This window comes from Paenibacillus humicola (genome assembly GCF_028826105.1).
Taxonomy (GTDB): domain Bacteria; phylum Bacillota; class Bacilli; order Paenibacillales; family Paenibacillaceae; genus Paenibacillus_Z; species Paenibacillus_Z humicola.
Map to the genome: position 1 here is coordinate 2,156,328 of NZ_JAQGPL010000001.1, position 13,234 is coordinate 2,169,561.

Sequence of the window (13,234 nt, forward strand, 5' to 3'; positions counted from 1 at the left end):
ATGAAACACCAAGCGACTCCCCGCTTCCTTCTGGCCGCGGCAGCTCTGGTGATCGCGGCGGCGCTTGCCGGCTGCGGGACGAAAGAAGGTGCGAAGCCGCTGGCGGGCGCAGAATCGACGCAGCAGAGGAGCGGAGCCGGGGAGGGGACGGCCGACAAATCCGAGCAGATCAGCGTCTATTTCACCGATGACGATTTGACCGATCTGAAAGAGCAGAAGGCGGAAATCCGCTTTGCGGATGACAAGACGAAGCTTGAAGCAGCCTTCGCCGCCCTTCAGGCGAGCCCGACCGACCTCATTTCCCTTTGGAAGCACGTTCAGCTGCTGAGCGTCAAAATCGAAGACGGCGCGGCTGTGTTCGATCTCCATTTGCCGAACGAAGCCCGTCTCGGCGCGCCGGGAGAAGATTTGGCGCTTCAAGCGATCGAGAAAACGATGTTTCAGTTCGACGATGTCAAATCGATCGATCTCCTCGTCGACGGAGCGAAAGTCGACAGCCTGATGGGACACGACGAATTGGACCATCCGATTATGAAACCGTAAAGGGGAGCTTAACGCATGCAGCACAGCAAATGGTTCAAAACGGCGGCGGCAGCCGTCGTTTTCTCACTTCTTTCGGGCGGCGTTATCGCCGGCGTTCCGTCCGCTTCGGCAGCCGCCGCAGGAGGGTTTACCGACGTGCCAGCCAGCCACTGGGCCGCGAAGCCGATTCTTAAGCTTTCGCTGCAAGGTATCGTGCAGGGGAACAACGGAAAATTTATGCCGAACGACAACATTACCCAGCAGGAAGCGATCACGATGGTGCTCCGCTTCATGGACAAGGAAGCCGACGTCCAGCAGGATAATGCCATCGTTTTTCCGGACTCGTTCAAGGTCGACAATTTTTTCAAACCGTACGTCGTGCTCGCGCTGCAGCTTAACCTGATCGACCAGAACACGGAATTCAAGCTCGCCGAACAAAATCCGTCTTCTCCATGGGGCGAGCGCAAGGCGTCCCGGGAGTGGATCACGAAGCTGATCGTACGGGCAATCGGCCAGACGTCGCTGGCGGACAGCCTGGCGGCGTCGCCGGCAGCTTTCTCCGACAAAGGCAAAATCGACGACGGTTATGCAGGCTATATCAACGCCGCCGTTTCGCTGAAGCTCGTTAACGGCGTAACGCCGGATACGTTCGAGCCGCAAAGCCCGATCACGAGGGCGGCCATGGCGACGCTGCTCAGCCGGGCGGAAAGCCAGTACCCGGTTCAATATCCGGGCGAGACGACTGGCGTCCTTTCCGGCGAAGACGAAAACTCCGTTTCCGTGTACGCGAATAGCGCGGAAACGTCTTTTGACGTTGCGGACGACACGTATGTATACCGCTACGATTCGGATAAACCGACGACTCTCGACAAGCTTGATCCAAATACGAAGGTTGACGTTATCGCAAACGGGAACCAGGCGCTGTATATCGAGCAGCTTGACGGAGAACAGCAGGTCAAAAAAATAGACGGCACCTTCGACCGCATCGTACCGAGCGAGAACAAGCTGTGGATGTGGGTCGGCGATGAGCCGGTTTCCGTTATTTACGACAGCAAGCTGACGGCAACGGACGCATCCGGCGCCTCCATTCCGCTCTCTTCCCTCGTGAAGGACAGCAATATCGAGGTGCAGCAGGACACTTACCGTCCGCAGCCGCAGGCCGTTGCTGTTACCGTGCAGTCCGCGCCGGTTAACAAATCGGGTCAAGGCGTCGTGACGGGCGTGGACCAAACGGGCGGCACCGTCACGATTACCGATAGCGCCAGCGGAACGGCAGAGACGCTGAACGTCTCGCCGCGGGCGGATATCGTTTGGCAGGGGACGCTGCTGACGGGCGGACTTTCGCAAATTCAAACCGGCGATACGATTGCGTTCGACGTCGACAACAGCGTCGTGACCCGGATTACGATTCAGATGACGTCGGCCAAAACGATTACCGGCAAGCTCGTCTCCATCAGCACCGACACGAAGACGGTCAACTATACGAGGGACGGGAGCAGTGCGCTGGAAGCAAAATTTTTGGCGGATGCGGTTACGGTTCAGATCAACGGGCTGACGGGTACGAGCATCGCCGATCTGTCTGCGGGCGATCAGGTCCAGCTGTCGCTTGACGATCAGGGCAAGGTTTCGTCGATCAAAGTACTGAACCGCCAGGTCCAGCAGATGAACGGGGCTTCGATCGTCTACTTCGATCCCGATACAAATGCCTTGTTAGTAAATGATGATAATGGAAATGCGCTGGCCGTAACACTTTCAGACGCGACAAAAATCGATTATAACGGCAACATGCTTACACTGTCAGCGGCGGAAAGCCTATTTACTAAAAACCGTAAAGTTACGATCGGCTTCACGAACGGCAAGGCGGTCTCCGTCCAGTTCGTCTTCAACTATACCGGCAAGGTCGTTACGCTCGACCGGACGAACAACCAGCTGACGCTTCTGCTGTCGAACGGCTCGAACTTTACGATTCCTCTGGACAGCTATCCGGCCGTTCAGATTATGGGCAATCCGTCGGCCACGCTGGCCGATGTGAATCCGGGCGATACGGTGACGGCGCTGCTTAATGCGACGCAGGATAAAGTATCCGCCATTCAGGTGCAGACCACCGTTCAAGCCCAGATCGCGGCCGTCGATGCGGCTAACAACAAGCTGACGCTGAATATCGGCGGTCAAACCTCCGATTGGGCGGCGGGATCGCTGGCGATCACGGATGCGCAGGGCAATCCGATCGCACTGTCGAACCTCGTCGCCGGACAAACCGGCAGCCTGACGTATACGGGTTCGACGCCGACGTCGTTCCAAACGGTTGCGGTTACGATCGGCAAAATCAACGCGGTGTCGACGAATGCGCTGACGCTCGCGGACGGCAGCGGAAACACGTCCGTTCTGCCGCTTGGAACGGCCTATACGGTTAATAAAAACGGCGTTACCGGCAATTCGGCTTCCGCGCTTCAAAGCGGAGACTGGGTTGAGGTTCATCAAGATGCCGGAGGCCAGACGGTCGTAACGGCCATTGCCGGTTTGTCCAAAAAGTTTTGGAAATACGATACGGCTAGCGGCGTGTTATCGGTCCAGCGCGCGAACCTGAACGACTCGGATTACCAGTACAAGACGACGGCGGCGACGAAATATACGCAGGGCAATGCCGCCATTTCGGTCAGCCAGCTGATGAGCGGCGACAGTGTGACGCTTTATGTCTATAACGGCGTTGTGCTGGAAGTCGTAAAGTCGTCTTAACCGGCAGGCAGAAAAAAGGGACTGGCATGAGCAGCCAAGTGCGGCTCGTGCAGTCCCTTTTTGATTTTGGCACGATATTATTTGGAACTTACTTCGATCCAATTCGCGCAAGTGTGAAACCGCCGGCGCCAAGGACGGCATAAGCGAGGATGGCTTGCGGGTCTTGACTTAGACCAGTTCATACCGGATATCTTCGAAGCTTTCGTCATAATGGACGTGCAGCTCTTTTTCTTCCAAATACCAGACATTGTCTTCTTCGATATAAAACAAAATTCCTTCCACGACCTGCTTCAGCGCCGGCGACCGGGGCGTATCCTTCATCACCCCGAGCGAAAAGCCCGGCTGAACGCTGCCGTGACCGCCCAAGCGGACAAAAAAGCGCAGGCTGTCGCCCTCGCACAGCTCCATTTCCTGCTTGTACCAGCGCGCAGCCGGCTGCGCAACCACAATTTTCATACACGCCCTCCTCAAAGTTTTGTGAAGCGAACGCTTCAAAGAACGACTTCGCAGCAAAACTGGCTTCGGAAGCATAGGCTAAAGTTTTGTGAAGCGAACGCTTCAAAGAACGACTTCGCAGCAAAACTGGCTTCGGAAGCGTAGGCTAAAGTTTTGTGAAGCGAACGCTTCAAAGAACGACTTCGCAGCAAAACTGGCTTCGGAAGCATAGGCTTAAGTTTTGTGAAGCGGCCTCTTCCAAGAAACGACTTCGCAGCAAAACTGGCTTCGGAAGCATAGGCTTAAGTTTTGTGAAGCGAACGCTTCAAAGAACGACTTCGCAGCAAAACGGGCTTCGGAAGCACGGACCAGGGTGTGAGAATCTGAAAGCAATATGAAAGCGCTAACAATGTGCTTTATTCATTATACAACGCCGCCGGCGTTTTGTATGCGGAAAAATTGTTTGCCGTTTCGGTTAATTTTCATGAAAAAACGCCCCAAAATCGTTGATTTCGGCTGTTTTTCAGTTGCTTCTTGTGACAATTTTCGCTACACTTTGATTCGATAGCCCATACGGGGGAGAGAGACGGTTGAACGCGAAGGAGAGAATGACGCACATTTTGCGCGTGATCGGCGAGATGTTTCCGGACGCGCATTGCGAGCTCAATCACGAAAATCCGTTCGAGCTGACGATCGCCGTTTTGCTCTCGGCGCAGTGCACCGACGAAACGGTCAATAAAGTGACGGCCGATCTGTTCCGCAAGTACAAGACGCCCGCCGATTATTTGAGCGTCCCGATTGAAGAGCTGGAGCAGGATATCCGGCGTATCGGCCTGTTCCGCAATAAGGCGGCCAACATTCAGAAGCTGTGTCGGATGCTGATTGAGTCGTACGGAGGCGAGGTACCGCGGGATCACGAGGAGCTGACCAAGCTTCCCGGCGTCGGTCGCAAGACGGCCAACGTCGTCGTATCCAACGCCTTCGGCGTGCCGGCGATCGCCGTCGATACGCACGTGGAACGGGTATCCAAAAGGCTTGGCGTCGCCAAGCCCGACGACAGCGTGCTCGAAGTGGAGAAGAAGCTGATGAAGCTCGTGCCTCGCGATCAATGGACGGATACGCACCACAGGCTCATTTTTTTTGGAAGGTATCACTGCAAGGCGCAAAATCCGCAATGTTCCGTTTGTCCGCTGCTTGATTTATGCAAAGAAGGGCAAAAACGGATGAAACCCGCCGGGAACCGGAAAGCTAAGAAAAAAATAAATTAAAGTAAAGGATGATCGCAGCATGAAATGCATTTCGGTTTACACGAGGGATTTTGCGTTGTTTTCCGATATTTACGAGCAGATAATCGAGGCTTCGCCCGGCGAGAATGAAGAGCTTGTTATCGAAGGCGTGACGGTCAGCGGCGCGGGCGATGTGCCCGAGCAATATATCGAGCGCATGCGCATCAAGCCCGAGGTTGTCGTGATGAAAGAAAAAGAGCGCAACGTGACGATTTTGCAGCACGGCGACGTATTTGAAATTTGCCTGCCGGTCGTCGAGGCGGTATAAGCCGCTTTTTCGGACAGAGGCCGGGTGCAGAATACGGCCGGGATACAGGGAGAGAATGAGATGAGCCATCGACTGGAAACAGCCGCTCATCCGCTTGGGTCCGCACTGGAGCAAATGGCGCCGATTATGGCGTCCTCCGGCGACGGGCGCAATGCGGAGCGGCTTCTTGAGCTTCAAGGGAAACTGGCGGCTGGCAAGCTGACGGTCGCTTTTTGCGGTCACTTCTCCGCGGGAAAATCGACGCTGGTGAACCGGCTGTGCGGCACGGACTTGCTGCCGTCCAGTCCGATTCCGACGAGCGCGAACGTCGTGACGATCGCAAACGGAAAGCCGCAAGCCGTTATTTGCAAGCTGGCGGACGGAAAGGCGGTAACGGAAGCGGTTCCGGTTGAACGCGTGAACGATTACGGCAAGGACGGCGATACGATTCAGTCCATCTCGCTCTCCTATCCGATTCCCCGGCTCGGGGATCATACGGTGCTGCTCGACACGCCGGGCATCGATTCGACGGACGGGGCCCATCGGATGGCGACCGAATCTGCGCTGCATATGGCCGATGTCGTCTTTTACGTGATGGATTACAATCATGTGCAGTCCGAGATCAATTTCGCGTTTGCCAAGCAGCTGAAGGAATGGGGAAAGCCGCTTTATTTGATCGTGAATCAAATCGACAAGCACCGCGACCGCGAGCTTGACTTCGGCGAATACCGCAGGAGCGTGGAAGAGGCGTTTGCAAACTGGCATCTGGAGCCTAGCGGGACCCTGTACCTGTCGCTGCGGGTGCCGGACCACCCGCATTCGGAATGGGGCGAGCTGGAACGGCTGCTGCAGGAGCTGGCCGGGCTGCGGAAGCCGCTCGCGGCGTGCAGCGTCGACGCCTCTGCCCGACACCTGATCCGGGTGCACGGCAAATGGATGGAAGAAAAAAACGAACCCGAGCGGCAGCGCCTGCTGGCGGCGGCCGGCGGGGAAACGGCGGCGGAAGCCGTACGTGCCGAGATGGAAGAGCTGCACGGGCGGCTCGCGGCGGTCGAAGCGGAGCCGGAAGCCGTCCGCTCGCGCCTGCTGCACGACGTGCAGAGCCTGCTTGACAACGCGATCGTGACGCCGGCGGCGACGCGCGATCTGGCGCAGTCGTTTCTGGAAAGCCGCAGGCCCGGCTTCAAGGCGGGCCTGCTGTTCGCCGGCGCGAAGACGGCGGCGGAGCGCGAACGGCGGCTGGCCGCGTTCCGGAGCGATTTTGCGGCGCAGACGAACGCGGCGATCGAATGGCATTTGAACGATTTGCTGCGCAAGGCGGCCGACGCCGCCGGCTGGCGCGGCGAAGCGGTGGAGCGCGAGCTGGCCGAAACGATTCATTTCGAGATCGAGCCGGACTGGCTGCTCGGACATGTCAATGCGGGAGCCGTGTTCGGCAGCGAGTATACGATGACCTACTGCCGCGAGCTTGCCGCGGACGTTAAGGCGCTGTACCGCAAGCGGGCGATGGTTTGGATCGACCGCTTGGCGGGACTTGCCGCCGAGGCGGGCGAAGCCGCCGCGGCGCCCGTGCGCCGGCGGCTTGGGGAGCTGGGCTCCCAAGCCGAGGCGCTGGCGCAGCTGGCCGCGCTGGCGGAGCGCGCGGCCGCGCATTTGGCGCGGCTGGCGGCGCTGCTGCCGCCCGCGCCGCCGCGCCCGGCGCTGCCGCAGCCGCAGGCGCCCGGCGGCGGGGCGCCTGCGGCTGCGCAGCCCGCGGCGCCGGCGGTACAGCCCGCTGTGCCCGCGGCAGAGCCCGCGGTGCCGGCGGCACAGCCCGCGCCGGCGGCACAGCCCGCGCCGGCCGCGGGCGCGCTCGGGCCGCAGCGCGAAGCCGCGGCCCGGCTCAGCCGCGCGGCGGCGCTGCTGGCGCCGCACGCGGCGCTTGCCCCTGCGGTGCAGGCCATGCGCGACAAGGCGCAGCGGCTCGGCGAGAGCCGCTTTACGATCGCGCTGTTCGGGGCGTTCAGCGCGGGCAAATCGTCGCTCGCGAACGCGCTGCTCGGCGAGCCGGTGCTGCCGGTATCGCCGAATCCGACGACCGCCGCGGTGAACCGTATCGTGCCGCCGTCGGACGACGGGGCACACGGGACGGCAGCGGTCGTCATGAAGCCGCGCGCGGCGATGCTGGACGATCTGCGCTATTCGCTCGGGCTGCTGGGCGAAGACGCGGCGAATCTCGATGCCGATGCGCTGCTGCAAGCGATCGGCAAGCTGTCGCCGGAAGGCGTCCAAGCCGGAGGCCGGCCGCACTACAGCTTCCTGAAGGCCGCGGCGCTCGGCTGGCGCGAGCACGAACCGATGCTCGGGCAGCGGCTTCTCGTCGACGCGGATGCATACCGCCGTTATGTGGCGGAGGAATCGCGTTCCTGCTTCGTGAGCGAGATCGAGCTGTATCACGCCAATCCGTTGACCGCGGAAGGCATCGTGCTGGTCGATACGCCGGGAGCGGATTCGGTGAACGCCCGGCATACGGGCGTCGCTTTCAATTACATTAAAAACGCGGACGCGATTTTGTTCGTCACCTATTATAATCACGCGTTCTCCCAAGCCGACCGGCAGTTTCTGATGCAGCTCGGGCGGGTGAAGGACCAATTCGAGCTCGACAAAATGTTTTTTATCGTCAATGCAGCCGATCTCGCTGCAAGTGCCGAAGAGCTGGAGGGAGTGCTGGAGCATGTGGAACGTAATTTGCAGCAGCACGGTATCCGGTTTCCCCGCATGTTCCCGGTTTCCAGCCTGCAGGCGCTGGACGGGAAGCTGGGCGGCGACAGAGAAGCGGTCGACAGCTCCGGCATTACGGCCTTCGAGGACGCGTTCCTTGACTTTACGCGCGGCGATTTGGGCAGCTTGGCCGTCGCTTCCGCCGAGCAGGAGCTGACGCGGGCCCGCCGGACGATCGAGGAATGGATCCGTGCGGCGTCCGGAGACGCGGCATCGCGCGAGGCGGCAAAGCGGAAGCTGGCGGAGGATGCAGAGGAGACGGCCCGGCTGGCTGGCGGGCTGGAAGCGCCGGAGCCGAACGCGCAGCTCGCGCAGGAGCTGAAGGAGCTGCTGTTCTACGTGCTGCAGCGGGTTCAGCTTCGTTTCGGCGACCTGTACAATTTCGCCTTTAACCCTTCATCCCTGCAGGACGACGGGCGCGATTTGCGAAAAGCAACATGGACGTCTTGGCTGGAGCTGCAGCGGCTGCTGCAGATCGAGCTGGCGCAGGAGCTGCAGGCGACTTCGCTGCGCCTCGACAATGCGCTGAACCGGCTGGCCGCAAAACGCTTCGGCCTCGCCGCGGAGGAAACGGCCGGGCGGATCGCCGGCTTCGAGCCTTCCGTCTTCAAGCCGGCCGAGCTGCCGACGCCGGATGAGCTGCCCGCCTGGACGGCGGACAACGTCGAAGCCAAATGGCTGTGGAGCCATTTTAAATCGCCTCGATACTTTTTCGAAGGCGAAGGCAAAGCGGCGCTGAGGCGCGAGCTCGAAGGGAAGCTGGCGGAGCCGCTGCAGCGCTGGATTGCGGAGGCGGAAGCGGCGTGGAGCGTACGGTACGCCGAATTGTGGAACGGCGCGATGCGGGCGTGCGCCGCTGTCCTGCGGCAGGATATCGAAGCTTTCGCGCGGGGCAAGCTGGCGTCGCTGGATGCCGGCGATGAGGAGCTGGCGCAGCTCAAACGGCTTCATGCCGAGCTGTCCGCGCTGTAACGTCAAATCAAGCTTTAACGGCTTCGGGCTAACCGACATGTGCCCGGTCGTTAAAGCTTTTTTTATTGCTGCGGCCGTGGAGGGTTAAAGTCCGGGTATCCTTCGGGCTTTTATTTTTGCGAAAAACACCTTGTTTCACCGTCAAAAAGAAGGACGGAGCCATCCGTTTCTGCATGCTCGTAAGGAAAATCAATCGTTCGCTTTCGTATCGTTATCAATCGAAGGAAAGCAGCTTGCTTCAGCGCCAAATCGACGTCGACAGCCGTCCAATTGTCGGGCTTGAAAATAAATTTGCAAAAACGCGAGGCAAATGTGCAAAAACGGAGAAATACGCGCAAATCGGCGATGATTCAAGACGATATCGAAGAATACCCCCTAACTTTTCATCAGGATGGGAAAGGATGCGGAATCTGCCAACTATACGCGGAACTGCTCCGTTTGCCGTACCTTATTGATGCTGTTACTATTCATTCATGTTCACAAAATAGCAACAAGGAGAGGGAAACCCATTGGACGTCTTCAGGCAGCTCAAACCGTTTTACTGGGCGGAACGCAAAAGCATGATTGCCTCGATCTTGACGTTGATCACCGCCACGGCACTCGGACTGGTGTATCCGAACCTGCTGAGGTACTTGATCGACCATGTCATTACGCCCCGAAATTTTGAGAAGGTGCCGCTTCTGTCGCTGTCCGTCGTCGGCGTCGTCTCGCTGAAAGGATCGCTGACCTTCCTGAGCGGCTATTTCGGCGGCAGGCTCGGCAACCGCGTCGCCTTCCGGCTGCGCAACGCCTGTTACGACAAGCTGCAGACGTTGTCGTTTCAATATTACGACACGGCCAAAACCGGCGATCTCATGTCCCGTCTTACGGCCGATCTGGAGGCGGTCCGCAACTTTATCGGCTTCGGCTTCGCGCAAATTTTGAATATGTTCCTCATGATCATATTCGGTGCGATTATGATGATCTGGATGAACTGGCAGCTGACGCTGATTACGTTTGTCACGATGCCGTTTCTGGCCTTCACCGCCGTCCGGTTCGAGAAACGAATTCATCCCGCGTTCCGAGAAATGCGCAAAGCGATGAGCAACCTGACGACCAGCGTCCAGGAAAATATTACGGGCGTCCGCACCGTGAAATCGTTCGCCCGCGAATCGCACGAAATCGACAAATTTTCCGCAAGAAGCGAAGAATATAAATCGAACCAGATCGGGGCGTCCGGCCTTTGGGGCAAGTTTTTCCCGATCATGGAGCTGCTCGCCAGCCTGTGCGTCGTCGTGCTGCTCGTCGTCGGCGGCACCTTCGTCATCAAGGGCAAATTGACGCTCGGAGAGCTGGTCGCTTTCTTCAGCATGGTCTGGTACATTATCGGGCCGATGTGGAATATCGGGTTCCAAATCAACAACTACACGCAGTCGAAAGCGGCCGGAGAGAGGCTGATCGAGCTGTTTAACGAATACGTCCATGTCAAAAACGTCGAAGCTCCGGTCGTGGTGGACAAGAAGCACGTCCGGGGGCATGTGAGGTTCGAAAACGTGACGTTCCACTATCCGGATAAAGCTCCGGCGCTGACCGAGCTGAATATCGACGCCAAGCCGGGGGCCGTCATCGGACTGCTGGGCGGAACGGGTTCGGGCAAATCGACCATTATCCAGCTGCTGATGCGCGCATATATCGTGAAACAGGGCCGCATTACGCTCGACGGACTCGATATCCGCAATCTCGATTTGCGCAGCCTGCGCACGCAGATTGCGACCGTATTCCAGGAGACGTTCCTGTTTTCCTGCTCCATCCGCGACAACATCGCATACGGCGCCAAGGACGTGACCATGGAGGATATTATCAAAGCGGCGAAGCTGGCGAAGGCGCACGATTTCATTATGGAGCTGCCCGAAGGCTACAATACGATCGTCGGCGAGCGGGGGATGGGGCTTTCCGGCGGCCAGAAGCAGCGGATCGCCATTGCGAGAGCTCTTATCCGCAACCCGCACATCCTCATTCTCGATGACGCGACGAGCGCCGTCGATATGGAAACCGAGCATGAAATCCAGGCGGGCTTCAAGGAAGTTATGGCGGGACGGACGACGTTCATCATCGCCCACCGGATCTCTTCCCTGCGCCATGCGGACGAGATCATCGTGCTGGATAAAGGCCGCGTCGTGCAGCGCGGCAAGCACGAGGAGCTGATTCGCACGCCGGGTCCGTATCAGGATACGTACAACATTCAGTATGCCGACCGGCCGGATGACCTTCCCGTCATCGCCAGACCGGAGCAGGCGGAAAGAAGGGTCGCACAGTGAGCAAGGAGCAGGCGGCTCGCAGCGACAACCGCGAGCGGTTTATATATAAAGATGACGACGCGATCGAAAAACCGTTTAACTGGAAGCAGATGGCGCGTCTGTTTACGTACATGAAGCCGTACAGCAAGCAGGTCATTCCGCTTGTGCTGGTGATGATGGTGCTCGGAACGGCGACCAGGCTCGCCGTACCGGCGCTTGTCATCAAGGCGATCGACGAAGCGATCGATCCTCAGGGAGGCGTGCCAAGCCTCTCGAAATTATATATGTACGGCGGCATTATGCTCGCTTTATATCTTATTCAATGGGCGGCCAACACGTTCCGGATCAAATACACGAACATCATCGGCCAGCGGGTCATCTACGACCTGCGCCACGATCTGTTCAGCCACATCCAGAAGCTGTCGTTCCGCTTCTTCGACAAGCGGCCGGCGGGCTCGGTGCTCGTAAGGGTCACGAACGACGTGAACGCGCTGCAGGACCTGTTTACGAACGGAGTCGTTAACTCGCTGATGGACTGCATCCAGCTGGTCGGGATCGTGGTCATTCTGCTCGTATGGAACTTCAAGCTGGGCCTTGCGATCATGATCACCGTCCCGCTCATGTTTTTGGTGTCGACGGCGCTGCGCAGGCGCATCCGTTTCGCCTGGCAGGACGTGCGGATGAAGCAGTCGCGCATCAACGCGCATTTGAACGAAGCGATCCAGGGCATGCGGGTGACGCAGTCCTACGTGCAGGAGAAGGAGAACGCCAGCTTCTTCAACCATATCAATACGATCAACATCAAAGCGTGGAATAAGGCGTCCACGATGAACCAGGCGTTCGGTCCGATCATCGAGGTGACGTCGGCTATCGGCATGCTCATTTTGTTTTGGTACGGTTCCCACCTGATTCAGAACCGGGTGATTACGGTCGGGGTTCTGGTCGGCTTCGCGAACTATATCGGCAACTTCTGGGATCCGATCAACCGTCTCGGCCAAATGTACAACCAGCTGCTGATCGCCATGGCGTCGTCGGAGCGGATTTTCGAGTTTATCGACGAGCAGCCGACCGTCCAGGAAGGCCCGGTTGCGCGGATGCTGCCGCCTATTCGCGGCGACGTGAAGTTCGAGAACCTTATTTTCGAATACGAGAAGGGCCGGCCCGCTTTACGCGGCATTACTCTTGACGTGAAGGCGGGACAGACGATCGCGCTTGTCGGCCATACCGGTTCGGGCAAAAGCACGATCATGAACCTGCTCTGCCGGTTCTACGATCCGGTGGAAGGCGCGGTGCGCATCGACGGGACGAATATCCGCGAGGTGACGCTCGAGAGCCTTCGCTCGCAGGTCGGCGTCGTGCTGCAGGATACGTTTATTTTCTCCGGCTCGATCCGCGACAATATCCGGTTCGGCCGCCTGAACGCGACCGACGAGGAAGTGGAAGAAGCGGCGAAGGCGGTCGACGCGCACGATTTCATCATGGACCTGCCGGACGGCTACGAGACGCAGGTTCAGGAACGGGGCAACATTTTGTCGATGGGCCAGCGGCAGCTGCTGTCGTTCGCCCGGGCGCTGCTCGCCGACCCGCGCGTGCTTATTCTGGATGAAGCGACGGCCAGCATCGATACCGAGACCGAGCTGAAAATCCAGGAAGCGCTCAAAAGGCTGCTTAAAGGCCGGACCTCGTTTATCGTCGCACACCGGCTTTCCACCATTCGCAACGCCGACCGGATCGTAGTGCTCGACCACGGCGTGATCGTCGAACAGGGCAGCCACGACGAGCTGATGCGGCACGGCGGTACGTACCGCGGTTTGATCGAAGCGCAATATCGCTTTTTGTCGGCTTGAATCTTGCTTTTTCGCGAAGGAACCTCCACAATGGAAGAAAAACGTTGCGCTTGTCATGAAGGCTGACACGTCCGCCTCGCCTGCGCATTCGTAGCGTGCCTGCCGCTGCGGACGGATCCGCCATAGCGGAGACATCCCGGCCCGGGAGGCGGC

General features: G+C 58.7%; 8 protein-coding genes. 7 read left to right on the forward strand and 1 reads right to left on the reverse strand.

All coding sequences use genetic code 11. The features are described from left to right. Positions 1 to 543, forward strand: coding sequence for a GerMN domain-containing protein (locus tag PD282_RS10005; RefSeq protein WP_274650537.1), 543 nt, complete (start codon positions 1 to 3; stop codon positions 541 to 543). Positions 544 to 558: 15 nt separating this feature from the next. Further along, entirely contained in the window at positions 559 to 3,258 is a 2,700-nt protein-coding gene (locus PD282_RS10010) for an S-layer homology domain-containing protein (RefSeq protein ID WP_274650538.1), read from the forward strand. Between the two features lie 168 nt (positions 3,259 to 3,426). On the opposite strand, the gene PD282_RS10015 is transcribed toward PD282_RS10010, so the two are convergent. After that, entirely contained in the window at positions 3,427 to 3,714 is a 288-nt protein-coding gene (locus PD282_RS10015; protein ID WP_274650539.1) for a HesB/YadR/YfhF family protein, read from the reverse strand. A 587-nt stretch (positions 3,715 to 4,301) separates the two neighbouring features. Between PD282_RS10015 and nth the strand changes: the two genes are divergently transcribed. From nth to PD282_RS10040, 5 genes are all read left to right on the forward strand, one after another. After that, positions 4,302 to 4,961, forward strand: coding sequence for an endonuclease III (nth, locus tag PD282_RS10020; protein WP_420832353.1), 660 nt, complete (start codon positions 4,302 to 4,304; stop codon positions 4,959 to 4,961). Positions 4,962 to 4,980: 19 nt separating this feature from the next. Then, entirely contained in the window at positions 4,981 to 5,247 is a 267-nt protein-coding gene (locus tag PD282_RS10025; RefSeq protein WP_274650541.1) for an NAD/NADP transhydrogenase alpha subunit, read from the forward strand. Positions 5,248 to 5,307: 60 nt separating this feature from the next. Then, positions 5,308 to 8,958: a dynamin family protein gene (locus PD282_RS10030; protein WP_274650542.1), complete on the forward strand. Its 3,651-nt coding sequence runs from the start codon at positions 5,308 to 5,310 to the stop codon at positions 8,956 to 8,958. 509 nt (positions 8,959 to 9,467) lie between these two features. Next, positions 9,468 to 11,255, forward strand: a complete 1,788-nt coding sequence (locus PD282_RS10035) for an ABC transporter ATP-binding protein (RefSeq protein ID WP_274650543.1) — start codon at positions 9,468 to 9,470, stop codon at positions 11,253 to 11,255. Then, positions 11,252 to 13,081 carry an ABC transporter ATP-binding protein gene (locus PD282_RS10040; protein ID WP_274650544.1) on the forward strand — a complete coding sequence of 610 codons (1,830 nt, stop codon included), beginning with the start codon at positions 11,252 to 11,254 and terminating at the stop codon, positions 13,079 to 13,081. Before PD282_RS10035 ends, PD282_RS10040 begins: the two co-directional genes overlap by 4 nt. Positions 13,082 to 13,234 lie beyond the last annotated feature (153 nt).